The organism is Psychrobacter sp. AntiMn-1, from assembly GCF_001854065.1.
Lineage (GTDB): Bacteria > Pseudomonadota > Gammaproteobacteria > Pseudomonadales > Moraxellaceae > Psychrobacter > Psychrobacter pacificensis.
The window spans coordinates 2,065,810-2,091,168 of sequence record NZ_CP012969.1; the positions used below are offsets into that span (position 1 = coordinate 2,065,810).

At 44.0% G+C, this 25,359-nt stretch carries 22 protein-coding genes; 6 read left to right on the forward strand and 16 right to left on the reverse strand.

Annotated elements, in window-relative coordinates:
- The first annotated feature begins 65 nt into the window (after positions 1 to 65).
- The 4 genes from hisH (at position 66) to AOT82_RS08780 (ending at position 3,524) form a co-directional block, all read left to right on the forward strand.
- Positions 66 to 701 (forward strand): imidazole glycerol phosphate synthase subunit HisH, encoded by a 636-nt coding sequence (gene hisH / locus AOT82_RS08765; protein WP_071002692.1) that lies wholly within the window; start codon positions 66 to 68, stop codon positions 699 to 701.
- A 171-nt stretch (positions 702 to 872) separates the two neighbouring features.
- Entirely contained in the window at positions 873 to 1,250 is a 378-nt protein-coding gene (locus AOT82_RS08770) for a hypothetical protein (protein WP_071002693.1), read from the forward strand.
- Positions 1,251 to 1,402: 152 nt separating this feature from the next.
- Positions 1,403 to 2,335 carry a DJ-1/PfpI family protein gene (locus tag AOT82_RS08775; RefSeq protein ID WP_083328906.1) on the forward strand — a complete coding sequence of 311 codons (933 nt, stop codon included), beginning with the start codon at positions 1,403 to 1,405 and terminating at the stop codon, positions 2,333 to 2,335.
- A 325-nt stretch (positions 2,336 to 2,660) separates the two neighbouring features.
- A complete protein-coding gene (locus AOT82_RS08780) occupies positions 2,661 to 3,524 on the forward strand; it encodes an ATP-dependent nuclease (RefSeq protein WP_071002694.1) in 864 nt (287 codons plus the stop codon).
- A gap of 130 nt (positions 3,525 to 3,654) precedes the next feature.
- Here the strand turns inward: AOT82_RS08780 and AOT82_RS08785 are convergent, their stop codons facing one another.
- The 16 genes from AOT82_RS08785 to AOT82_RS08860 all read right to left on the reverse strand — a co-directional run bounded on the left by AOT82_RS08785 (position 3,655) and on the right by AOT82_RS08860 (position 21,821).
- The gene (locus AOT82_RS08785) at positions 3,655 to 4,971 is read right to left on the reverse strand and encodes a valine--pyruvate transaminase (RefSeq protein WP_071002695.1); all 1,317 of its coding nucleotides are present in this window, start codon (positions 4,969 to 4,971) and stop codon (positions 3,655 to 3,657) included.
- Between the two features lie 346 nt (positions 4,972 to 5,317).
- The gene (locus AOT82_RS08790) at positions 5,318 to 6,019 is read right to left on the reverse strand and encodes a hypothetical protein (protein ID WP_071002696.1); all 702 of its coding nucleotides are present in this window, start codon (positions 6,017 to 6,019) and stop codon (positions 5,318 to 5,320) included.
- Positions 6,016 to 6,966, reverse strand: a complete 951-nt coding sequence (locus AOT82_RS08795; protein ID WP_083328908.1) for a hypothetical protein — start codon at positions 6,964 to 6,966, stop codon at positions 6,016 to 6,018. Before AOT82_RS08795 ends, AOT82_RS08790 begins: the two co-directional genes overlap by 4 nt.
- A gap of 143 nt (positions 6,967 to 7,109) precedes the next feature.
- Positions 7,110 to 9,737, reverse strand: a complete 2,628-nt coding sequence (locus AOT82_RS08800; protein ID WP_083328909.1) for an ABC transporter permease — start codon at positions 9,735 to 9,737, stop codon at positions 7,110 to 7,112.
- Positions 9,734 to 10,450: an ABC transporter ATP-binding protein gene (locus tag AOT82_RS08805; RefSeq protein WP_071002697.1), complete on the reverse strand. Its 717-nt coding sequence runs from the start codon at positions 10,448 to 10,450 to the stop codon at positions 9,734 to 9,736. Before AOT82_RS08805 ends, AOT82_RS08800 begins: the two co-directional genes overlap by 4 nt.
- 12 nt (positions 10,451 to 10,462) lie before the next feature.
- Positions 10,463 to 11,299, reverse strand: a complete 837-nt coding sequence (locus AOT82_RS08810; protein WP_071002698.1) for an arylesterase — start codon at positions 11,297 to 11,299, stop codon at positions 10,463 to 10,465.
- A 189-nt stretch (positions 11,300 to 11,488) separates the two neighbouring features.
- On the reverse strand, positions 11,489 to 12,703 hold the full coding sequence (locus AOT82_RS08815; RefSeq protein WP_071002699.1) for an MFS transporter: 1,215 nt from the start codon (positions 12,701 to 12,703) through the stop codon (positions 11,489 to 11,491).
- A 330-nt stretch (positions 12,704 to 13,033) separates the two neighbouring features.
- Complete coding sequence (nqrM, locus tag AOT82_RS08820) at positions 13,034 to 13,279, reverse strand: (Na+)-NQR maturation NqrM (protein WP_058025258.1); 246 nt, start codon at positions 13,277 to 13,279, stop codon at positions 13,034 to 13,036.
- Positions 13,280 to 13,417: 138 nt separating this feature from the next.
- Positions 13,418 to 14,575 (reverse strand): FAD:protein FMN transferase, encoded by a 1,158-nt coding sequence (locus tag AOT82_RS08825; protein ID WP_071002700.1) that lies wholly within the window; start codon positions 14,573 to 14,575, stop codon positions 13,418 to 13,420.
- Between the two features lie 152 nt (positions 14,576 to 14,727).
- Positions 14,728 to 15,528, reverse strand: a complete 801-nt coding sequence (locus AOT82_RS08830; RefSeq protein WP_071002701.1) for an SDR family NAD(P)-dependent oxidoreductase — start codon at positions 15,526 to 15,528, stop codon at positions 14,728 to 14,730.
- 177 nt (positions 15,529 to 15,705) lie between these two features.
- Positions 15,706 to 16,941, reverse strand: coding sequence for an NADH:ubiquinone reductase (Na(+)-transporting) subunit F (nqrF, locus tag AOT82_RS08835; protein WP_071002702.1), 1,236 nt, complete (start codon positions 16,939 to 16,941; stop codon positions 15,706 to 15,708).
- Between the two features lie 122 nt (positions 16,942 to 17,063).
- The gene (nqrE, locus tag AOT82_RS08840) at positions 17,064 to 17,672 is read right to left on the reverse strand and encodes an NADH:ubiquinone reductase (Na(+)-transporting) subunit E (RefSeq protein WP_058025262.1); all 609 of its coding nucleotides are present in this window, start codon (positions 17,670 to 17,672) and stop codon (positions 17,064 to 17,066) included.
- Positions 17,672 to 18,343 (reverse strand): NADH:ubiquinone reductase (Na(+)-transporting) subunit D, encoded by a 672-nt coding sequence (locus AOT82_RS08845; protein ID WP_071002703.1) that lies wholly within the window; start codon positions 18,341 to 18,343, stop codon positions 17,672 to 17,674. The genes nqrE and AOT82_RS08845 overlap by 1 nt, the downstream gene beginning before the upstream one ends.
- Before the next feature lies 1 nt (position 18,344).
- Positions 18,345 to 19,247, reverse strand: coding sequence for a Na(+)-translocating NADH-quinone reductase subunit C (locus AOT82_RS08850; RefSeq protein ID WP_071002704.1), 903 nt, complete (start codon positions 19,245 to 19,247; stop codon positions 18,345 to 18,347).
- The gene (locus tag AOT82_RS08855; RefSeq protein WP_071002705.1) at positions 19,228 to 20,463 is read right to left on the reverse strand and encodes an NADH:ubiquinone reductase (Na(+)-transporting) subunit B; all 1,236 of its coding nucleotides are present in this window, start codon (positions 20,461 to 20,463) and stop codon (positions 19,228 to 19,230) included. The genes AOT82_RS08850 and AOT82_RS08855 overlap by 20 nt, the downstream gene beginning before the upstream one ends.
- Before the next feature lie 5 nt (positions 20,464 to 20,468).
- On the reverse strand, positions 20,469 to 21,821 hold the full coding sequence (locus AOT82_RS08860) for a Na(+)-translocating NADH-quinone reductase subunit A (RefSeq protein ID WP_071002706.1): 1,353 nt from the start codon (positions 21,819 to 21,821) through the stop codon (positions 20,469 to 20,471).
- Between the two features lie 1,081 nt (positions 21,822 to 22,902).
- On the opposite strand from AOT82_RS08860, the gene hisA reads away from it, so the two are divergent.
- Together hisA and AOT82_RS08870 are read left to right on the forward strand one after the other, a co-directional pair.
- A complete protein-coding gene (gene hisA / locus AOT82_RS08865; RefSeq protein WP_071002707.1) occupies positions 22,903 to 23,640 on the forward strand; it encodes a 1-(5-phosphoribosyl)-5-[(5-phosphoribosylamino)methylideneamino]imidazole-4-carboxamide isomerase in 738 nt (245 codons plus the stop codon).
- A gap of 89 nt (positions 23,641 to 23,729) precedes the next feature.
- Positions 23,730 to 25,358, forward strand: coding sequence for a mechanosensitive ion channel family protein (locus AOT82_RS08870; RefSeq protein WP_071002708.1), 1,629 nt, complete (start codon positions 23,730 to 23,732; stop codon positions 25,356 to 25,358).
- The last annotated feature ends 1 nt before the right edge of the window (position 25,359 follow it).

Here is a 25,359-nt window from a genome sequence, read left to right on the forward strand (position 1 = left end):
TTTATCTGTACCTCATCCGCTGTTATCAAATATAATAAAAACGATTCAAAAACGAGAACCAATCAATGACCAAAATTGCACTATTAGATTATGGCATGGGTAACTTGCACTCGGTTAGCAAGGCACTCACCAATGTCGGCGCGGAGGTATCCATCACTAACGACCCCAAAGTCGTGGCTGCCGCTGATAAAATCGTCTTCCCTGGCGTTGGCGCGATGCGTGATTGTATCGCTGGTATGCATGAGGCAGGCATTGATGACGTGGTACGCGATGCAGTGTTTAACAAACCCGTGATGGCCATCTGTGTGGGGATGCAAGCGTTATTTGAGCAATCGGCTGAAAATGGTGGTACAGATTGCCTTGGCATCTTAAACGGTACGGTAGAAGCGTTTGACCCTACGTGGAAAGACAAACAAGGCGCAACGATAAAAGTACCACATATGGGCTGGAATACGATTAGTGGTATGAATTTTGACCATCCGCTTTGGCACGGTATCGAGGACAACGCGCACTTTTACTTTGTGCACAGTTACTACTGCGCGCCTAACGATAACTCTCAAGTCGCCGCTATCTGTGATTATGGCCAGCCGTTTTGTGCCAGTATCATCAAAGACAACCTATTTGCCACTCAGTTCCATCCTGAGAAGAGCCATACCGCTGGCTTGCAACTGCTAAAGAATTTTGTCGAGTGGAATGTGTAGATAGGCAGTAAACGTAAATTGCACATTTGCTTCAGAATAGGGTAGATTATCGCTTGTATAATCTACCTTTTTTATTCTCCACTATTGTCATTCTTAACTATCAATTTTTAGTTATTATTGTTTAGTGATACGCTCAATCATTTTCTGCTCGCTTATATTTGGAATACTCTAGTGGACTTTAACACCTTTAAAATAAACGTTGTTGAAACAACTGGCCTTGCCAAAGATGCGTTACACATTTACATCGGCGTCGGCGTCTATCTGCTCAGCATGTTTATCTTACGCCCTATCATTAAGAATCAGACTATCAGAGCCTTTTTAGCACTATTAGTCGTCATTAGCGTAGCACTGCTAGGTGAATATTTCGACAATCGTCACATCATCGTGCCAAAAGGCCTTCTGGCTCTAAAAGGTACAGATATTAAAGCAAGTATTCATGATCTCATTAATACCTGCCTGCTGCCTTTCGTGCTGTTTGCTTTAAATAAGTGGACAAGGATTTTTCAAGCGAGCAGCTCACCAAGTAAGCTACTAAAGAAAACCCGTTAAAACAGTTTTTCAATCCTGCTTTACAAAGCTTACGAAACATAAAAATTCTCATCTATTTAATGCTGTCTTCATTTGTTACCTTAGATTGATCATTTCTAGCTACTTAATAAATAGCTACTCAATAAATATAAATCATAAAAAAGGAAGCCACTATGAATATGCAAGATCTATTAGATAAAGCCAAAGACACCTTAGACAACGCCAACAATACGCTAGGCTTAGAGCCGCAAGAAACTGAAGCAGGCATTTATATTCCCTCAACATCATCGCTAAAGATAGCTGCGCCGAATAAAACCAACTACGATCATACTAATTATGATAATCCATATACGGGCGATAAGAAAATCATGATGGTCTGTACCGAAGAGCAGTATATGACTATGGAGAACGGCAATAGATTTGATACCGGTAATCATCCGGTGGAGATGATGGTGCCGTTATTACATTTTAAAAAAGCAGGCTTCGACGTGGATGTGTTTACGCCAACAGGCGAGTCGGTCAAGGTCGAGCAGTGGGCGATGCCAGAGGACGATGACGACGTCAAAAAAATCTATAGCGAGTACGAGTCCAAGCTTAACAATCCTAATAGTATCGCTGACTTCGTCAAAAACGATATGGCAGACAGCACTGAATACGCGGCGAGCTTTATTCCCGGTGGTCATGGCGCGATGCTCGGCTTGCCGGAAGATAAAAACCTTGGCGCATTGCTACGCTGGGGTCATAAAAAGGACCTCTTTACTTTGGCAATTTGTCATGGACCAGCTGCTCTACTAGCAGCTAATTTAGAAAGTCCTGATAGCTCTAAGCAAGACGATAACGCTAATAAAAACTTTATTTTCAAAGGCTATAAGATGGTAGCCTTCCCGACGGTTATGGATAAGCAAATGCCAAAAATTGGCTATCTGCCTGGTACGATGCCATGGTACTTTGGTAAAAAGTTAGAAGATTTAGGCGTTACTATTGATAATAAACTGGTCTCAGGACAAACGCATCAAGATAGAAAGCTTATCTCAGGCGATGGGCCACTCGCGGCAAATGACTTTGGTAAAATGAGTGCTAAAGCTTTACTAAAAGAGTTTGGTTAGATCGTTTTCATAAAGTCATTATATAAAAAAACGGACTATTTATTAGTCCGTTTTTTACATTCAAAAAGAGATGGTTTTACTTAGCTTCATCATAAAGCTCACGCACCACTTCACCAATCACATGGATGTCATCAGTCAGAGTTTGTATAACCCTGTTAACACCTAGCTACCACCTTTTTAAACTTATGTTTTGAACAAATGGACAACGGTTTTCAGTCGAAGAAACAAAAATATAGACTTATTTTCAGTAGTTGTGTATATTTTACGTAAAATTTAACTTTTCTAAACTTATGATAATTCGTAAAAATATTACCCAAGGATGAGTATGAAAATTAGCAAGCTAATTTTAGAAAACTTTAAAGCTTTTGCAGAGACAATTGTTTTTGATACTAATAAGCCGGTCGTATGCTTAGTTGGAGAGAATAACACAGGTAAAACTACAGTTTTTAAGGCGATAGATTTTTTAAGGTCTGGTGTTTCAAAAGATAAAACTATTGATGATTACAAAAAAGGTAGCGGAGTGCAGAGAGCATTCGCACTAGCTGTAATGAAAGTATATGCTGATTTTTTAATTAAACATCCAAGCAATTCAGATTTGAAAAAACCTTTATTCTTCTTTATTGATGAACCTGAGATTTCTCTTCACCCTAGAGCTCAAAAAACTTTAATTGAATCTATAATCACAATTTCAAGGCACCAACAGGTTTTTATTACTACTCATTCCCCTTTTCTTTTAAAACATTTTGCTAGTGATGATATCTGCACGTACATGACTAAGAAGGTTAATCAATCAGCCCATGCAATCGCGGTTGAAACAATGAGAACTTTTTCTTTTTCGCCTACATTAGCCGAAATAAACTATTTTACTTACGAAATATGCTCAACTGATTTTCATAATGAACTTTATGGATATATCTCTTCTATCACTAATAAAAATAACTCTAAAAAACTAGATAGCTGGTTACATGAAGAGCACAGTGTAGAAAAAAGTAAAAGCTGGATAAGAGATAATGGCAATGGCAATACTAGTACGAATCTTCTTACTCTTATGTCTTATATAAGGCACAGTATTCACCATCCAGAGAATACGTACAATCAACCTTATACAGAAGAAGAAATCCACGAATCTACTAAGAAAATGATAGATATAATCAAAAGTGATAAATTTGAAGTTTTTTTAACTAATTAGTCTTAGAATACATTAGCAGTGTCTTGCAATTCATAAATATATTTTGAAGGTTTATTACTAGGCTTAATAAAATGTAGTAGTGATAATTCATTATTACCTTTTACTTTCAAAACATGTTTTTTAGAACGGACTACTCACCATCATACAGCTTTCGCACCACCTCACCAATCACCGCAATGCCTTTGGCCAACGTGTCCTCATCCGCCGCGATACTCATGCGAATACACTCATGCGCGTGTTGATAGTCACTGACATCCACACCGGGGAAGAAGTATTCACTCGGTACGATAAGCGTCCCTTTTTCTTTCAAAGTCTCATACAGCTCAGAGGTACTAATCGGTAAATCCTTAAACCACAGCCACAAGAATATTGCGCCCTCGGGTTTATGAATTACTAGCGGGTAATCGCCCAATTCTTTTTTAAGTAAGGTAACTGCGGTCTTCGCTTGCTGCTGATAAAAAGGCTTAATCCCATTATCAGATAACTGCTTGATACGGTCGTTTTCGACCAGTGGCGTGGCAATCGCTGCTCCAAAACGTGTCGGCGCTAGATTGACCACGGCATTCATCGCGCTGACCGCCTCAATCACTTTAGCATCAGCGACGATAATACCGGTACGCATACCGGGCAAGCCAATCTTCGACAGGCTAAAACACAGAATCGTATTGTTATCCCAGTTCAAATTGACATCAGAGTAGATGATATTGGGGAAGGGCATACCGTAGGCGTTATCAATAATCAGCGGAATGTCATAACGCTTAGCAATCTCGGACAAATGCGCCATTTCGTTATCGGTCAGCACGTTGCCCGTCGGGTTGGTCGGGCGTGAGCAGCAAATCGCCCCGATACGACCTTTCTTTAACGCGGGCAAGTTCTCCAACGCGTCAAAATCCACGCGATATTTAAAGAAGCCTGCTTCGCCATCATGCGTCACTTCATCGATATGCGGCAATACGGCAGTGAAATGCTGACCTTCGACATGCACATCGCTATAGCCGATATACTCAGGGGTCAATGGCAGTAGAATGGATTTGTCGACAGATTCGTTCTGCTCATCAGTGAAAGCACCGCCAAACAGATTAAACAGATAGAAAAACGCATTTTGTGAGCCATTGGTCAGAGCGATGTTGTCTGCCGTGAGACTCCAATCATAATGACGGTTAAAAAAGCCAACCAACGCATCGATAAAGCCAGCATCCCCTTGCGGATTGGAGTAGTTCGCCATGCTGATAATCGCGCTACTGTTGGGCACGTCTGCATCGTTGTCAACGCCCAGCGCCTTATAGGTCTCCAAAAACAACTCATTGACGGCATCAATTTTGGCAGGGTTACCACCGCCCAGCATGTTGACTGGCTGATCGCTTTTGAGCGCGTCGCCCAGATCATCCATCAATTGTGAGATGCCGGTGGGTTGGGTAAATTTTTGACCGAACTTTGAGAATTTCATAAGGCTACCATGCTGTTTGGGAGGGTGTTATAAGTGGGTGTTTAACCGATAAAGTGGGGCTAGTATAGCAAATGAGGGCTATAAAATAAGCAAAGTGCGGGGCAGATATTGACTTATATTTCTATACAGATTGTGAAGCAAAAAAAACGCCTTCTATGGGAGTAGAAGGCGTTTTGGGTTTGTGAGGCTAAGAAAATTTCTAGTAAGGGTGTTTAGAAAAGAAGTAAATAACTACTCACTAAATTCTATTTATTAAGTAAGGTGCTAGTTTAATATTAATTGTTCCGAAGCAAGAAAAAAGAACTACTTATTTAAAATAGTAGTATCTTCCAAAGCTTCTCGTTATTCAAGAATATTCTAAATCAGCAAAAGCAAGATCTTTAACTACATTAGGCATATATCCTGTGAGAGCTGGTTGGTTATCTAAGCCTAATAAGTTATAGATTTGGCCTCCTATGCCAGGAACAACTTCACCTTCCTTATTTTTTCTATCGTCTATAGCAAAACAAATAAACTCAAATTTACTAGAAATTTCCTTTGGAAAAGCGTCCTTTAATTTTTGTTCAGATTTTTCATGAGCTACAGGTGAAAGAATATATATTTTATTAATCTTATTAATTTTGTCTAACATCTCAATAAGGTTAGTACGAACCACACAGCTACCTGACATAACAGATTTAACGATTATAACATTATCTATATCTTCATAGTTTGGTTCAATAAAGCTATGAAGAATTGGTGCTACGCTAGTTTGGCTAGGTAACTGGTAATGATGATTCCAAAATACAGCGAGCTTAGTATTTACCTTATTGCTTTTCAATGTAGCTGATACGCCATACTGAAGATAATCAGCATCTTCGGCAGTTGAAACTACAATAGCCTCAGTACTTTTCTGTTTTATAAAATCAGGTAAAATAGCTTCAGCTAGGAGTCTACCTAACTCTTTCATAGCTGACTGATATAATTTAGGCACATCTGAGCTTTTCAAAAGACAGTTAAGTTGCTTTTGTGCTTCAGGTGTAGCAATAGAGGTGTAAATTCTACTCATTTTATCTCTCCCATATTGGAGGACTCTAGAGATTTCATAATATTATAACCAGTAACCGACAGCATCAAGCTCACTAATTTTTGGATATTTGTAGTGCTCTTCATTACGGATTCAGGAACTTCTCTTAGAAACTGTACACTACATGTTACCTTCATTCCGTTTACATCAAGGATCAACTTGTCATAGTTTAAACTATACACAACACAATGTGAATATTTTGTCAATATTTGTTGTACCCAATTAGGAATTTGAGCAGTATGGGTACGAAATTTTATGAAAGGATTTGGGTTCGCATCAGACTCTGCTTGCTTGAAAATATCTTCAATAGTTTTATGCTTTCCAGCCTGCAAAACGCCATTTATTAAGATAGCAGCATAATCACACTCAGAACTAGAAGGACGTTCGATAAGTTTGGCAATATATTGATACAAGTCAGTATTGCGAACTAGGTCATATATGTTTGGGTAAAACTCAAAGTATTCACAAGTATCATTATTCTTTAAATCAATAGGGATTTTCTCTTGGTTCTCTGAGGCATGTTTTTTGCTCGAAACTAATAAGCAGTTCTCCGTGGTGTCAACCTTAAAAAGATTAGCATCAATACTTCTTTGTTTTCGGAAACGATTGCTAATCTCATCTGTCCATTTAGCCGCATCTCCAGACGAATTTTTAGCTTGAAAATTGTACTTTGTGCTTACCTCATAGTCAATATGACAAATATCATCTACAAAACCAATGACTTGAGAATCAACGATTTGATTAGCACAACTATGAGGGTACTTATTAGCTATTTCAAAAGTTTTATAAAGCAAGAATTGGTTTTCGTAGTCTCTGCCTTTTTGATTGTTATTTCCGCCTTTACTGATGTTTTTTAGATTCTTAGAGCTTTCTTGGCCGAAGTTCTTGTGCACAAAATCTATAACTTCCTCTTTACTCGGTATATCCATAAAAACCCTGTTCGCTAGAAATATTTTGGTATGTCAATATATATGATGGCTATTCTACTAGCAAGTGTTGAGTAACATAGGGTCGGTCTATTTGTCTAGGTATTGATATTAAAGATTGAATTATAAAAGACTTAGAGTTTTCACTAAATCATTGCCCGTACCCGAGCCATAATCCCACGCCCAATCACCAAGCGTACATAAATAATAGCAATACCTAGCAGTAAGGCAAGCAGCAATCCGCCACCAATAGCCAGATTCGCCCACGGCACGCTAAAGCGCAGATTAAACCACTGCGTGATAGCCGCCCAAGCGCCAACGCTAGCGATAACGACGGCAAAGGTTGCCGCGCTAATACCAAGCACACCCAACTCTAAAATATTGAGCATATACAGATCGCGCTTTTGCATACCGAGCAGTCTAAATGACGCGCTGTCCTTCATACGATCTTGCGAGGTAGACAGCAGCGAGCTGATCAGCACCATGACGCCAGTGAGTAGGGCAAGCAAAGTAAACACATAGACCAAGCGGCTCATTTGTACCACCAGCTCTTGAATTTGCTTGGCAATAGCCGTGCCATCGATGGTCGTGACCGCAGGGAACTGGCGTACCAGTTTGCCTTGTAGCTCTGGAATGGTATCTTCTGATACGTGCGCGGTAGCAAACTGAATCTGCGGGGCAGCGGACAGCACCGACGGCTCAAACAAGAAGTAAAAATACGGACTTGGGCCACGCTCATAGCGCGTGCGAATACTGGTGATCTGCCCGACGATTTCGATACCTTGAATGTTAAAGCGCACCTGATCGCCCATGCCGACATTGAGCATACTGGCGGCAGTGTCCAAGATAGATAGGGGTTTGATTTGTTCATTTGTCGCATCGATAGGCGTATATAGCGCATCGTCTGTGAGCGATTCAGTGATGTACTCAGTATCCATCACCGTATCGGCGTAGCTTAAGTTAAACACCCGCGTGGGATCATCAAAGCCATCCTCAGGCTCGATATCTTTTGCCGGTACATCGTTCGCCGTCTCTACACGCGCACGAATGACCGGATAATAAGTGACAGGCGCCTCAATGATCGCATCAATATCGTCATGTTGATCGCTTTGCACATCGAGCAAAAACAGATTGGGCGCGTCTTCAGGATAGGCATTGATAAACTGCGCATTGATACTGTGATTGAGTGTGGTGATGAGCGTCAGCACCGCAACCGATAGCGATAAAGTGACAAAGAATAATGCGGACTGATTGCCCTTGCGCGCCAGATTATGAATGGCGATACGCTGCATCCAACTGACCTTGGCATTGCTCGCTAGCTTATTAAGCAACCACAGCCACCCACGCGCCAATAGCCAAAATATCGCCACAAAGCCGATCAAGCCGCCCAATAATTGCGCGCCTAATGACAGCGAGCCCACTTCATAAGCAAAGAAGGCATACAGCCCTGTCATCACCAAGCCATACCACAGTAATGGCACGCGTCGATACCAAGGCAAGTTTTGCGACTGCGTACTTGCCCCTTGATTGAGTAGGGTCGCGGGTTTGGTGGTGTTAAGCGCGCTTAAACCACGCTGCGCTATCAGCAACGTGAGGGCTAAGGCAATCACAATGGTCTTAATCGCGCTAATTGGATTGATAGATAGACCCACGTCAGCAGGTAAGATAGCCACGAGATACGGCTGACCAATTTTAAGCAAACCCAGACTAAGTACAATCGCGGCAATACAAGCAATGGCGGTGGTGACGATAAGCAATTGATAATAGCTACGTTTGAGTGAACCAAGCGGCTCGCCTAACGCCAAACGAATGGCATTATTGGACTGCTGCTTACTAACGAACGCGCTAATGACGCCGTACATGGCGACCGCAGAGAGTAGCAACACTGCGATGACAAGTAACTTTAAAAACATCAATACATTATCAGAGATACGTGAGACCGAAGTATCTGCTGACTCGGCATCAGAGAGCTCGATATCAGGATAGCTGGTCAGTATGCCTGTGAGCTTTTTGCGCTGCGTGCTTATCAGTTCAGGATCACCTGCTATCTCGATACGGTAATTGATGCGGCTGCGCTGACCGAGTAGATTGGTCGCCTCTAACGCATCTTGTTTCATTAAGACCCGCCCACCAAAACCAAAGGCGGTCAAAGGTCGATCAGGCTCTTTGGTCAGCACATCACTGATCGTAAACTGCGCATCGCCAATATCGATACGGTCGCCGACACTAGCATTTAGGCTACTGAGCACTTCTGGGGCGACGACGATATTGTCAGCGGTTAGTTGCTCCCACAGTGGCTTTCCTGAGGCAAGCTCAGCGGTACCGTACAAAGGATAAGACGGTGTGACGGCTTTGACGCTGGCAAGCAAAGTTTGCTCATCGGTGACGAGCATGGCGCTAAACTGATAGTCATACACGGTCTGCGTATCGGGGATGGTTTCTACTTGCGCCAATACCTCGCTTGGCCAATCTTGCTTACTGTTTAAGATCAAATCCCCACCAACGAGTGCGCGCTGATTGTCATTGATATAACGATCGACAGACTGCTGCACAGAATCGAGGGTCAGGTAGGTTGCAAGTGACAAGGTCAATGTGAGTAGAAACAACACTGGATACACCCAGCGCTGCCACCAGCTACGGCTGAGTGCTTGCGAGCCTAGTGTTTTGGTGAAAAGTTGATTGAGGATACCGCTAGAATAACTGGTCTCTTGACGCATACTGGTATCAGTCTTTTTTATATCAGTCGATGTGTTGTCTGTCAGCTTTTCATTCATGTCGGTACAATCCGGCCGTCATGCATGGTAATGACGCGATCTGCCATCTCGGCAAGCGCAGGATCGTGAGTCACGACTACCAGTGCCGAGCCAACCTGCTGGCGTAAGTCTAATAATAATTGCATAACTTGATCGGCATTTTGCTCATCCAAGTTACCCGTTGGCTCATCGGCAAAGACAATTTTAGGATGCGATACTAGCGCTCGTGCCACAGCCGTACGCTGCTGCTCACCACCTGATAACTGATTGGGTAAGCTGTGACGGCGATGACCCAAATCAACCGCATCAATCAGCTCGTTGACTCGTGCTGGGTTTGGATGCCTTGCGATATCAAGAGGAAAGGCGATGTTTTCGGCGACAGTTAGGGTCGGCAGTAGATGAAATGACTGAAAGACAAAACCCATGTCCTGTTGACGAATAACTGCAAGTGAGTCTTCATCCAAGCTGCTGAGCGTTTGATCTGCCAGCGATACTGTACCACTATCAGGATAGTCTAGTGCTGCGAGTAAGCCCAGCAAGGTCGATTTACCCGAGCCTGATTTGCCCATGATGACCACAAACTCGCCAGCATTGACATAAATATCTACGTCCTTAATGATAGACAATTTTTGCTCACCGACTTGCACAGTTTTGTTTAACTGGGAGGCGGTGAGTAGGGCAGATTTTTCAGTATCTACTGGCGGTATTGATGGGGCAGTCGAAGGTGATGTCATTACAGTATCTCGTTAAGTGGACTCGTTTGTCGTATTTTTGGTTGTGTCGGCCTGAGAGGTTTCGGCTGCTGTGACTTCTTGTAGCGTGGGCTCTAAGATAGGTAAGATATTGTCATTGACGATGATTGTGTAGCCTTCTTTGGTTGGGTGAATGGCATCTGCTTGGTTGAGCTCAGCCTCACCGCCGACACCCTCCAAAAAGAATGGTATCAGAGGGACGCTCATGTCTTTAGCGACGCGAGGATAGATATCTGAGAATGCGGCAACGTAGTCATCGCCCAAGTTATCATAGATCGACATCCCGCCCAAAATGACGACACTGCCATTGTCTTGCAAACGTTTAACAGCTGTCCGAATATTGGCTTCAATCGTCGCCACGTCGATACCGCGTATAGCATCATTAGCCCCAATGGTCAAAATCGTCACATCAGGTTTGGTTTGTAATACCCAATCTAAGCGATTGACGAGTCCCGTACTGGTTTCACCGCTCAGCCCTGAGTTGATCACTTCGGTATTCTTATAACCCATTGCCTGCAGACGATCTTCTAACTGCGCAGGGTAGTTATCATTTTTATCCACCCCAAGACCTTCCGTCAGTGAGTCGCCAAGCGCTAAAATAGTGATTGGTGATGAATTGACTTGCATATCGGTGGGTGCATCAGCATTGGTGTCTACGGACGTTGTATTGGCTTGGTTGGCTGTCGTTTCAGTATCTGAGCGTTGGGTGTCAGTCGGTTGATTCGGTGTGGTCGGCTCAGTCTCTTTTTGACAACCACTGATCGCCATGATAGCAGCGAGCATGGCAATAGCAGGCAGGTGCTGAGCGAGCCGAGAAGGGGTATTTAGCATGGGTGTTATGTCCTATAAGCAATCAAGCTGATGTAGAGTCAGCTCAAGATTTAAATCATCTTGCACTGACTATAGCAAAATAAGACAGCCACCAATATTGCCCTAAGGTTAATTTCAAGACAGCTTTATTGCGCGTTAGAAATCAAGGACTTATAGACAGCAGTATGTAGATATTTTGATAAGCTAATATCAAATGTATTTGCCATCGACCATCACTGGACGACTGACGAGCCAAGCAATCACAACGTTTGCAATCATCAGTATCAGAATAATAAAAAGCGGCAGACTCCAGCTATCAGTCGCTTCATGGAGCCCGCCTGTGCCAAGCGGACCAAAAAAGGCAATCAAATAACCGACGGCCTGTGCCATACCAGACAGCTCACTTGATTGATTGGTAGTATAGGTACGCAGGGAAAACAGCATCATACTCAAGGTAAAAATCGCTGAGCAACCAATCCCCATCATGGCTGACCATAGCCACGCCAACTCAGTAGATAGATAGCTGATACCTAATACGCCAATGACATTGAGCACAGCGGCAAACACGGCGAGTGCTTGAATAGGACGACCACGATTAATCAGCCATGTCAGACTCAAGATAGAGATGGGTGCCATAAACTGAAACACAGAACCCATTTGGCCAGCGCTCACGGCAGATAGCCCTTTACTAACCAAAATAGAAGGCAAAAAACTGGCAACGGTATAAAACAGTAATGATTGTAGCCCCATAAAGACAGCAATTTGCCAAGCAAACGCCGTTCGCCAAATAGAGATAACAGAGGCATCTTTATCTGTAGATATGACGAGTTGGTGGTTGGATGAGCCCAAACGCACACGCAAAAATAACCAAATCAATAACGCAAAAATACCTAAAACCGTCCATCCACCCAGCGCCCATTGCCAGCCTACTTGCTCAGACAAAGGGAGGACGATGCCTGAGACTATCCCAGCGGTCACCGTCATTGTTAAACTAAACAAACCCGTAATCAGCGGAATATGTTGCGGAGTATGTTGCTTGATGACAGGCGCGGCCAGTGTATTGGCAAAGCCAATGGCTAGAGTCAGCAATAAAGTACCGATTAAAAACCCAGTCCACGTCGGGATAACGGTACGCAGAATCATGCCAGTGGTTAATAGCGCGATCATGGCAATCAGCGTATTTTCAAGTCCGAAGCGCTTGCCAATGGCTGGCGAGATCAGCGCACCAAGGGCAAAACCCAGCATCGGCACCGCGCCCAACCAGCCAATCTGTATCTCCGAGATATTGAGTGCTTCTTTCACCACTGGCGCGATAGCGCCCAGCGCAACGATAGGGGCACGCATATTGGTCGCTAGCAAAATCATGGCACATAGCACTAACCAAAAGGTGAAACGTGATGAAGGCAGATTGGATGAGGTAGACATAGCAGCACAACGATAACAGGGAAAAAGGACACGTTATAAGACAGCGCCGAAAAATCGTCGCTTGTAAAACAACACCAAAGATCATTTACTCAGACACGTACCTAAACGGTAATCAATAACGTCAAACAGAACTAAAAATTTGCAGAGGGCAAAACAGATAAGTTTGCTGGCCAATTTTTTAAATAGAAAATATCTAGATAGAGAGTGTCTAAATAGGAATAATAAGAGATGGTGACATGAAAATAACGCCAAGTCACTTTGAATGACTTGACGCTATTATACGAACAGATGTTAGGTAAATACTACCTGCGTATGGTAACCAATGAGTTTTTACACAGATTTGCCGAGTTGGGCAGCTCTTAACGCGTTTTCTTGTTGTTCTGCCATCAATGAGTCGCACTTGTTGGGATCATCGCCACAAAATGAGCACTGCTCATCACCCATCAATTTGGCAACACCACCACAAGAGCCTTTGAGCGGCTTTTTTTTGACCATATAACCGATGCCCATAAAAACGAAAAATAGGATAAACACTGTAAAGGTAATGGCAAGCATAGGAAGCAATTGGCTAAGCATAGAGGAAACCTCATTGTCAAAAGTGGGGCAGTTGCTGTTAATGATGTACTTTTAATGGCAACTAACTAATAGTATAGCAAATTTTGGTGTTGCTCGTTGTGCGTTATCGTATTCTCTTGTTTCAATGCCAAAAACTTACTAGGGCTTTTTGTCAGCGCGTAATGCTTGCATTGCTGGTGTCTGAACCACTTGCCAGTCATCGATATTATCATCAGACACGTTATCAGAAACATTACTCTCAGACCTGTCTGTTTTTATATCGTCAGCCAACACCACAAACATAGCAGCCAAGTTTTGAGCTTTAGCGACATCTAGTGCTTTATGATAGGGCATGGCAGTCAGAGCGGTTGCCCATGCATCCGCCAATGCAACAGAATCGGCCGCGACAGTGACTGAGGGCGCACCGCCTGCAATGGGTTTGCCAGTGGTCGGATCGATGGTATGGCTATAGCGTTTGCTATCAAATATGACGGAGTTGCGATAATTTCCAGAGGTTGCCAGATGCATTTGGGTCGCTGTGTTTTTTGGCTGACGAATGGCAGATATCGTTTGGCGCTCGCTGACAGTGCTGCCTTCAATAGGGGCGTCAATCGCAATTTGCCATGGCTGCTGTTGGTTGTTAACGCCAGATGTCGAAATTTCACCGCCAATCTCAACCATATAATTGCGAATTTGATAATCCTCTCTCAGCACATCGGCGATGACATCGACGCCATACCCTTTGGCAACGGCAGAAAAATCAAGCTCAACGCCATCTTTGGTTTTGGATACCGTTTGGTCTTTTTTTATAATACTCTCAAAGTCTACCAGTGCTTTTGCTTGGGCAATCTCGAGCGCTGTAGGCGGACTTTGTAGACGCTCGACTGTCATGGTGCTGCCAAAACCCCAGGTCTCGACAAGCGGCATCACCGTAGGATCGAATGCGCCGCCAGATTGCTCGTAGACAATCTTTGACACATCCAGCACCCGACTAAAATCAGCGTCGATGGTAATCGGTGTATTCTTATTCAACCGATTAAATTTAGAGATGGTCGAGTCGCTCTGATAGGTCGACATGCTGTCATTAATCTGTTTCAAGCGTTCATCGATTGACGCTTGTATGGCAGCTTCATCTGCATTATCAGGGAGCTGATAGCTGATATGGTAGCTTGTCCCCATCGTTTCACCAGTCAGATAGTTATAATCTGGTGTTTGCTGGCAAGCACTGAGACTCACCATACTAGCGAGACCCGCGATGCCAAGCAAAGAAGCATTTATGGGTTTTGAGGAGGCGGAGCAGTATCGGGTATTTTTCATAGGATCTTCGGTATAACGCAGAAATGAGTTGGGGTATAAAATAAGTCAGGCCTATTTTACACCCCTTAACCCTACAAATACCAATGATGGCAATGTTCGGTGACAATCTACTGCATACCAAGCCACTGCATACTAATCTACTGCATACCAAGCTATTTTACTTGCGACTCGCGTATGAGCTTATAAAGTTTGGGCGGTGAGACACGATTGACCCGTGTTGCCAGCTTTTCTTTACTGCCAGCGACCACGATATATTCTCCACCTTTTGAGAGTGCCTTCACCACTTGCTTTGCAAAATCAGTTGCCGTGAGACCGTTACTGGTTGCTTCATCCATGGTGCCCTGAGCGCTGCCATCACCTGTCAAGGCATTGATAGAGATGTTGGTCTGAATAAATCCTGGGAATATCGTCGCAACCTCTATACCTTTGTCATGCAACTCTGCCCGTAAACTGTTTGCCCACATATGCAATGCGGCTTTGGCTGCGCCATAAGCGCCGCGATATTGTGTCCCTAGTAATCCTGCGACACTTGATACCATGACGATTTTGCCGCCACCTTGTGCGATCATATCAGGCAGTATCAGTCTGGTTAGTCGCGTCTGAGCAAAGTAATCTACCTCCATAATCTGACGCTCGACGTCTTCGTCAGTTTCCATGATGAGTGAGCGCTGGCTAATACCGGCGTTATTGATGAGCCAATCAATGTTTCCAGCCTGAGCTTTGGCATTGTCATAGGCGGCTTTTGCTTGAGCAGCGTCACTGATATCAAACGGAATGACAATATGCCTATTCGCACGCTTACAGCTTTTTTTGACGGATTCTAGTTTTTGGTTATCACGGCCACTGAGAATAATTCTAGCACCACGCTTGGCAAAGGCAATCGCCAATGCTTGCCCAATACCACTAGAAGCACCCGTGATCCAAATGGTCAGATCTTTGTATTTGGTTTTCATAAGCGTCCTTTCTTAATATTTAGAGCGTTCATGATATAGGATAGCAATGCTGATCTACCAGTTAGATTTGTAGTTTCAACAACCACAATGATTGCTAAAAATCACACAAAAAAAGAGCCTCAATTGAGACTCTTTTTATATATTATATACACTTTTAAGTTTATCTGGCGGGGTTATTTAACCACCGAAATCATCAAGCATGATATTTTCGTCTTCTACGCCCAAGCTGTGTAGCATATCGATCACAGCAGCGTTCATCATCGGTGGCCCACACATGTAGTATTCACAGTCTTCTGGGTTTGGATGATCTTTCAGATAGTTTTCGAGCAACACGTTATGGATAAAGCCTGTTGGACCTTCCCAGTTATCTTCTGGTAATGGGTCAGACAGAGCCACATGCCATTCAAAATTGTCAAACTCTTCTTCTAGCTGATCGTAATCTTCAACATAGAACATTTCACGGATCGAGCGAGCACCATACCAGAAACTGATCTTACGATCGGTTTTCAAGCGCTTGAGCTGATCAAAGATATGCGAGCGCATGGGAGCCATACCAGCACCACCACCGACAAAGATCATTTCAGCTTCAGTCTTCTTGGCAAAGAATTCACCATAAGGACCTGAAACCGTCACTTTGTCGCCAGGGACCAGACTAAACACCCATGAAGACATTTTGCCCGGTGGAATGCCGTCAGGACCACGTGGCGGTGGACTTGCGATACGGATGTTGAATTTGATGATGCCTTTTTCTTCAGGGTAGTTGGCCATTGAGTAAGCACGGATAACGGGCTCATCAACTTTCGAGACATAGTTGAAGATACCGAATTTTTCCCAGTCTTCTCTATATTCTTCGTCAATCACAAAGTCTTTATAATGCACTTCATGCGGTGGCGCTTCAAGCTGCACATAACCACCAGCGCGGAAGTTGACTTCTTCGCCTTCTGGGATTTTTAGCACCAGCTCTTTAATGAAAGTCGCAACGTTATCGTTTGAGATAACCTCACATTCCCATTTTTGTACATCAAAGAATTCAGGATCAATCTCAATTTTCATGTCTTGCTTAACAGCTACCTGACAAGCCAAGCGCATGTGATTGCGGATCTCGCCTTGAGTAAAATAGCCTTCTTCGGTGGGCAAAATAGAACCGCCACCTTCAATAACGCGGCAACGACACTGCGCACAGGTACCACCGCCACCACACGCTGAAGACAAAAAGATGCCTTCGCCCGCTAGCGTTTGCAGTAGTTTACCGCCTGCTGGTGTCACCACGTCATTATCGGGATTATCATTAATATGGATAGTGACATCGCCTGAACTGACCAGTCTTGAGCGCGCCGCCAAAATAATAGCGACGAGGCCCATGATGATCAAGGTAAACATAGCAACGCCACCAATCGCCGTAGCGTAATCCATGGTAGGTATCCTTAATCTATGGGGTAGGGGTGCGAAGACATTTTTTATGCTGTGTCCGAACCCTTACCGAATAAATGAATTAAATAGATCAAATAGCTAATAGAAGCTTTGAGCTTAGTAGTTTAGATGGACATACCACCGAACGACATAAAGCCGAGCGACATAAGACCAACCGTGAGAAAGGTAATACCAAGACCGCGCAATGGCGCTGGAATGTCTGAGTATTTGAGCTTTTCACGAATACCTGCCAATGCAGTAATAGCAAGTGCCCAACCGAAGCCTGCGCCCACACCATAGACGACAGATTCACCAAAGTTATAATCACGCTCGACCATAAATAGTACACCACCCAAGATGGCACAGTTTACGGTGATTAGTGGTAAGAATACCCCAAGCGCGTTGTATAAACTTGGTACAAACTTGTCCAAGAACATCTCTAGAATCTGTACGGTGGCTGCAATCAAACCGATGTAACTAAGCAACCCTAAGAAGCTCAAGTTGATATCAGGGAAGCCTGCCCAAGCCAATGCACCATCTTTTAGGATGAACTGGAATAGCAAGTTGTTTAGCGGAACGGTGATGGCCATCACGACAATCACAGCAACCCCTAGACCAATCGCTGTCGAGACTTTTTTGGATACGGCCAAAAAAGTACACATGCCTAAGAAGTAGGCAAGTGCCATGTTCTCGATAAAGACTGAGGTTATAAATAAACTAATATAATGTCCCATTAGTGACCGCCTCCATGTGCCATGCCTTTAGACTGCGGCTTCATTACAAACTCAGCTTCTTCCACTTGTTCTGGTTTCCAGGTACGGACGATTGCGATAAACAAAGCAATAATGAAGAACGCTGATGGTGGCAATAGCAACAGACCGTTTGGTATATACCAACCGCCATCAGTAACTGGCTGTAGGATAGTGATACCAAACCAAGTTCCTGCGCCTAACAGCTCACGAATGGTGGCAACGAATAGCAAGACTGCCGAGTAACCAAGACCGTTACCAATACCATCTAAAAAGCTTGGGACTGGTGGGTTACTCATGGCAAATGCTTCAGCACGGCCCATAACGATACAGTTGGTGATAATCAAACCAACGAAGACCGACAGACCTTTACTCACATCATAAGCGACCGCTTTTAGTACCTGATCTACCAAGATAACCAATGAAGCAATAATGGTCATCTGTACGATGATACGAATGCTCGATGGAATCTGCTTACGAATAATAGAGATAAAGAAGCTTGAAAATGCCGTCACCAAGGTGAGTGCCACACACATGACCATGGCATTGGCCATACTCGTTGTGACTGCCAGTGCCGAACAGATACCAAGAATCTGTAGACCAATGGGATTATTGTCAAAAATAGGCGTGGTTAAAATACTTTTAGTGTCAGCCATTTTATGCCTCCTTGCCATTAGCTATTGGTAGCGCGGCTGCCAATTCGGTGTTAAGTTGAGCGACCGACGTTGACTGATTTGCTTGTGTATCTGCATCATCAAGGGTCTGACCGCTCTCTTTACGTAGCATATCTAGATAAGGCTTATAGCCTTGATCGCCTAACCAGAACTGAATCATGTTGCTGACGCCGCGGCTTGTTAGTGTTGCGCCGCTGATACCATCGACCCAATTGTCTTTCGGATTACCCGCTTTGGTCACACCAGTAGCAACGTCGCCATTGTCATCATAAGAATGGATGCCATTCCACTGTGCGCGCCACTCTGGCTCTTCAATACGAGCGCCAAGACCTGGGGTCTCTTTATGCTCATAAAAACTGATACCTTTGATGGTATTCATGTCACTTTCAAGCGTTAAGAAACCATAAATCGTACCCCATAGCCCGTAGCCTTGAATAGGCAATACAACCAGTTCAGGTTTGCCTGCGTCATCTTCTTTGACATAGACTTTGGCGTATTTTGGCTTACGGCCAATACCAGCAGGATCATTGTCGCCCAAGTCTTCGCTTAAGGCTTGGTTTTTGGTCGCTTGACTGGCGTCATAAGCATTACGATCAGGAATACCCGCCGTTTTTAACTCATCATCATCAAGGTAGTTGCCTTTGTTTAGATCAATGATTTTGACATCAAAATCTTTAAAACGTTCGGCGACATCATCTGCTGTATCAGACTCAGTATTGTACATGTCAGCGGCGACCAAGATGTTTTTATTGCGATCCAAGCGTGCATTTTCGATTTGTGCAGGTTTTAGGCCAACAGCGACAGCTGAGACCAATACTGAACAAACCAAGCACAGCGTCAAAGCCACACTGATGGTTTTGGCATTATTACTTTTGGGCTTGGACATAACGAACCCTCCGAGCAGTTTGGCGTTTGATATTTGCTTGGGTCACAAAATAATCAAACAGTGGAGCAAATAAGTTGGCAAACAAGATAGCCAGCATGATGCCTTCTGGGAAAGCTGGGTTAATAACACGAATCAGAACGGTCATAAAACCGATCAAGATACCATAAGCCCAGCGGCCCTTATTGGTGTGCGCAGCAGAAACGGGGTCGGTTGCCATGAATACTGCACCGAACGCAAAACCACCGATAACCAAGTGCCAGTAGAATGGCAAGCTCATCATCATATTGTCATCAGAGCCAATCAGGTTGAACACCAATGAAGTAGCAATCAAACCAACCACACAACCTGCCATGATGCGCCAAGAAGCAATACGCGTCCAAAGCAACACCGCAGCACCCATTAGGATAGCTAGCGTCGATACTTCACCGATACTACCTTGCATGTTGCCTAAGAATGCATCACTCCACGTGATGGCATTGCCATAGACATCAACAAAATCTTGAGGAACCACACCAAGCGCGGCAAGCCCAAGCGGGGTCGCACCTGAGAAGCCATCTACAGCTGTCCATACTGAGTCGCCAGACATATAGGCTGGATAGGCAAAGTATAAGAACGCACGGCCTGATAGGGCAGGATTCAAGAAGTTTTTACCAGTACCACCGAACACTTCTTTTGCGACCACCACACCAAAGATAATACCGAGGGCAACTTGCCATAAAGGAATATCAGGTGGTAAACATAGTGCAAACAGAACTGACGTCACAAAGAAACCTTCGTTAACTTCGTGTCCGCGGACGACCGCAAAGATAATCTCACAGAGAATACCGACGGCAAACGTCACGATATAAATCGGCAAAAACTGCATGGCCCCATAAACAAAGCTTGCCCAGATACTGTCTGGGTTGTAGCCTGCCATACTAGTGATGACGGTACGCCAGCCTTCAGGTTGCAGACCGAGCTGAGCGATAGCGGTTAGTGCTTGATGACCGATGTTGTACATACCCCAAAACATTGCTGGGAAAGTACATAGCCATACCGTAATCATAATACGCTTTAAGTCGATACCGTCACGAACGTGTGATGAAGCGTACGTTGTGGTGCCTGGCTGACGAAGAAACGTATCAAACATCTCAAAAATAGCATAATACTTTTCGTGTTTGCCGCCTTTGGTAAAAGATGGCTCCATACGATCGAACATATTGTGTAAAAATTTCATCGTGGTTAGCCCTCCAGCTCAATGCGCGTTAAGTTATCACGCAAAATATCACCGAACTCATATTTGCCAGGAGATACAAAGGTGCATAGTGCCAAGTCTTCTTCATCCAACTCAAGTGCACCCAAATCAGTGGCACTGATGATGTCTTCGACAATCAAAGCACGTAACAATTGAGTAGGTAGGTAATCTTGAGGCATGACTTCTTCATAGACACCAATCGGTACCATTGCTCGTGGTGAGCCATTACTTGTTGTGGTGAAATTGTACTTTTTGCCACCAAAAAACTGCGAAATATAGATAGGCAGCTTTGAGAAGCGGTTTTTACCGAGGCTAAAGAAGTGAAACGCAGGACGCTCACGACCTTCAGGCAGTGCACTGATCTGATTATGAAAACGACCAAGATAAGCGATATTGTCAAATACTCTGCGACCAGACAATACTGAACCTGAGATGATACGGTTCTCGCCTGCCGCTAGCTGACCTTTGGTTAATGCCGTAATATCAGCACCACGCTCGGTTGCAATCAGATGCGGATTGGTAACCGCAGGGCCGGCCAAGCTTAGCATACGACGTGTATATAGACGTCCAGTTGTGAACAGCTTACCAATCGCAATCACATCTTGATAACCAATCGTCCATACGGTCACGCCGCGGCTGATAGGGTGCAAGAAATGAATGTGCGTACCTGCAAGACCTGCTGGATGTTTACCCGCAAAAGCATGATACTCAGTGACATTATTAGCCGCAGTTTTTGCAACTGGCGTCAACTGGGCGTCGCCATGGTGGCAGACAAAGGTCTTGGGCGTGAGTGTTGAGAGTACTGCTAGGCCATCATTGAACGCTTGTAGCTGCTCATTGATCACCAGCATTGGATCAAGGGCGAGTGGATTGGTGTCCATTGCTGTCACAAAGATAGCATGTGGACGAGCGCCGATTTCGGGCGCACGGCTATAGGGACGTGTGCGAAACGCAGTCCATTCGCCAGAGGCAATCAGTTGGGTTTCAACGACTTCAGAGTCTAGGTCAGCAAGCTGCTGTGAGTCATAGCGCTCAAAGTCTACTTCTTCACCATTCGGGTCGACCTCAATCACAAGACTCTCAAACACTCGACGTTCGCCACGTTTAACAGCGACGACCTTACCAGCAGCAGGGGCAGTATAGATGACGCCAACACGCTTTTTGTCTTCAAAAACGGGCTGACCTTTGGCTACAATGTCACCTTCTTTAACATTCATCGTAGGCTTCATGCCCACGTAATCATAGCCAATAAGTGCTACATGTGTCGGTTGGTGCTCAGATATCTCGCGGGAGGGTTCACCGGTGATGGGCAAATCCAAACCTTTTTTGATGGTAATCATAAGCGAAAACTTAGTCCATAGTCTAAAACGATACCAGACATCCTGTTTGGTACATCGGTAGCTTGAACATTTATCTCACTCAATAAAGCCTTCAATCATCTATTTCTATACTGAAATAAGGATGAAAGCTCTCTGAAGATAATACATGATCATAACTACTATTAAGAGTATTAACGCTGACCTTAGACTCCTTAACAACACGTTAATGTCTTATTCGAATTACCAAAGTGGCGACTGGCTACCAAGGTGTATGCTAAAACTATTGAATCAAAATCAATCGCCAAAAGCACATTGCCAACAGAGATTACTTTGAAAATAACAGCCTTATCATACGTTTCATTGAAATTAAAAACTTGTAATACCAGTATGATGGGCCACTTTTATCCAATCAGCATCATTCAAAAATACGCAATTTTTTAGAGGTATGACTAAAAACGATCTATTGAAGTAGATGATCAACTGGCTAAAAGACAACCTAGATAAGCAAGCATCACATTATTTTTGTGAGCTGCCAAACTCTAGTCATAACTGTTTTATATTGTTAGCTAGTAATAGTGTTTTAAACGGCAACCAATGGGGCTTTATACTGCAGTATCGGTGGTATACAGACTACCAGATTAGATTTCTATTATAACCCTTTTGGGCAATATATCAGTTAATATCATACGGATATATTGAGCCATTGCTCATTGTCTCTGAGGCATTATGAAGTGCGATTAAGCAATACCGTCTCAACAAAAAGCGTAACGCATGGTTACTATCACATAGAAACAAATAAAAATTTACCTAGGATTATACGCTAAATTGACCTAAAATTGCCAGTCAGTAATAGAATTTAACGAATGTTGGTGGTGATTCTACGTACTACAACTGACGGCCATAACTATTTGGTTTTGGTTGTATTCCATCTTTGTTTGAATAGACTTTCACCCTATTTTGCCTGATTGGTGACGCTGTCTGTACGCCATGCCACGTTTGCGTGGTGTTTTCTATCGTTGTTTGATTCTCTAATATCGTTTCATTCTCAACAATGTAATTGTCTAAATTTATTGCCAATATTGTGCTTTATAAGGAATGCTATATGTGTGCTGTGCCTGTCATTATCCCGGCTATTGATTTAAAAGATGGTAAATGTGTACGTTTAAAACAAGGCCGTATGGAAGATGATACGGTGTTTTCTGATGACCCAGTCGCTATGGCTGCACGTTGGGTAGATGAGGGCGCACGCCGTCTGCATTTGGTCGATTTGAATGGTGCTTTTGATGGCGTGCCAGTACACAGACAAGTGGTCAATGATATTACCAAAGCATATCCGAACCTGCCTATTCAGTTGGGCGGCGGCGTGCGTAATATGAATACCATCGAGCAGTACATCACTGCAGGTCTAACTTATATTATCATCGGTACAAAAGCGGTTGAAGATCCGGATTTTGTTGCTAAAGCTTGCCGTGAATTTGCAGGACACATTATCGTTGGTATCGATGCCAAAGACGGTATGGTAGCCACTCATGGTTGGGCAAACGTGACAGATACCAAGGCTACTGAGCTTGCCAAGTGCTTCGCTGATGTAGGTGTGTCATCAATCGTTTATACTGATATTGCCCGCGATGGCATGATGCAGGGCGTGAATGTTGAACAAACCGTTAATTTGGCGCGTGAAGGCGGATTACCAGTGATTGCATCAGGCGGCGTTACCGATATGAAAGATATCGAGCTGTTAAAGCCTTATGGTGATTGTATCGAAGGTATTATTACTGGTCGTGCTATCTATGAAGGCACGTTGAATTTGAGCGAAGCGCAGCTTTACTTAGATAGCTAAATAAATCAAAAATTAGTCGGTTAAAATCAGACAGCTAATTATCAGCAATCAGCTAAGCGAGAAAAACCCGTAAAAAATAAAGGATGCTTATGGCCAGTTATTTTGACCGTCCAATGATACGCCGTTTTATAAAAGCGTGGGGTCAAATGGTGTTGCTGTTAAGCATCGTTTGTACGTGGCCCACCTATGCTGCTGGTGAAGAACTCTCTGGCATTGCAACCGTACTTGGCGTGGAAAGTACACAAGAGGCAACACCTGATAGTGATCCTGCGCCAGACGAGGAAGCATCAGAACCCGCCACCTCATTACCGACACCCGCCCAGCCCCCCGTCATCAGCGGCGAGAGCACCAATAATGGTCAAATCGAAACCACACCCACTCCGCAAAAAGATAATGAAATCCATCAGCGTATCAATGGTATTTTTTCTGAAATTGAAGGGTTACAGGCCGTCAATGTCAGTGTTAGCCAAGGTGTCGTCACCCTAACAGGGGAGACTGCCAACGAAAAAAAAGCGCAGCAAGCCATCAATCTGACCAACCGTTTGACAGATGTTGTTACGGTCGATGACAATATCAATCGAACGTTGGACGTTCAAGAGAATGTCTCGACAGTTTATCAAGGACTGAAAGCGCAACTGGAAAACTTAGTGAAGGCGTTACCTTTACTGTTAGTCGGCATCGTTATCTTTGCATTGGTGACATGGTTTGGCAGTTGGTTATCTAATCGCAAGAGAATGTGGCAGCGCTTAACGCCAAATCCGTTTGTCGCCGAGCTATTATCACAAACAGTCAAAGTTATTTTTATTATTTTTGGTCTGATCTTGGGACTGAGCCTTATCGGGGCAGAAACCATCTTAGGTACTTTGCTTGGCGGCGCAGGTGTCATCGGTATTGCCGTTGGTTTTGCGGTCAAAGATACCATCGAAAACTATATTGCCTCACTAATGCTCAGTATCCGCCAGCCATTTCGCGCCCGTGATCAGGTGGTTATCAATGGTCAAGAAGGTATCGTGGTTCGCCTTACTTCGCGAGCCACGATCTTGATGACGCTAGATGGTAACCAGCTGCGTATTCCCAATGCTGAGGTGTTTAAAGGCACCATTCTCAACTATACCAAAAATCCCGAGCGCCGCTTTACTTTTGAATTAGGAGTGGATGCCAATGATGATCCGCTAGCAGCCATCAAAGTAGGACTGGATGCGATCGATACGCTCGCATTTGTATTGGATGAGCCCAAAGCCATCGCGGTGATTACCAATGTGGGTGATTCCAATATTGTGCTAGAGTTTCAGGTTTGGGTAGATCAATCAGAGACGGACTTTGCCAAGGCCCGTAGTATTGCCATTCGTGAGACCAAGCATGCACTCGAAAACGAGGGCTTTAGTTTACCTGAGCCTATTTATCGCCTGCGGTTTAATAACAAATTAGAAAAAGCCTTTGAGCACATGCAGGGCAGTGCGGATAGCGCTAAATCTGACATGACCATCACCCCAACCACGCCTGAGCCTGTTGCCGAGCCTCAAGCTGATGAGCGTCCTGTTGACGATAAAGATAAAAAGCAAGCGAAGGCGCGAGCCAAAGTTATTTTGCAAGGCCGTAATGCTGATGATGTCCTCGATGCTCGCCCTGATGACAAGCTGATGGAAAAGGTCGAGCAAGAGATTGCTCAAAGCTCAGATGAAACGGATTTGCTCAATAATAATAGTCCGCAAGAATAGT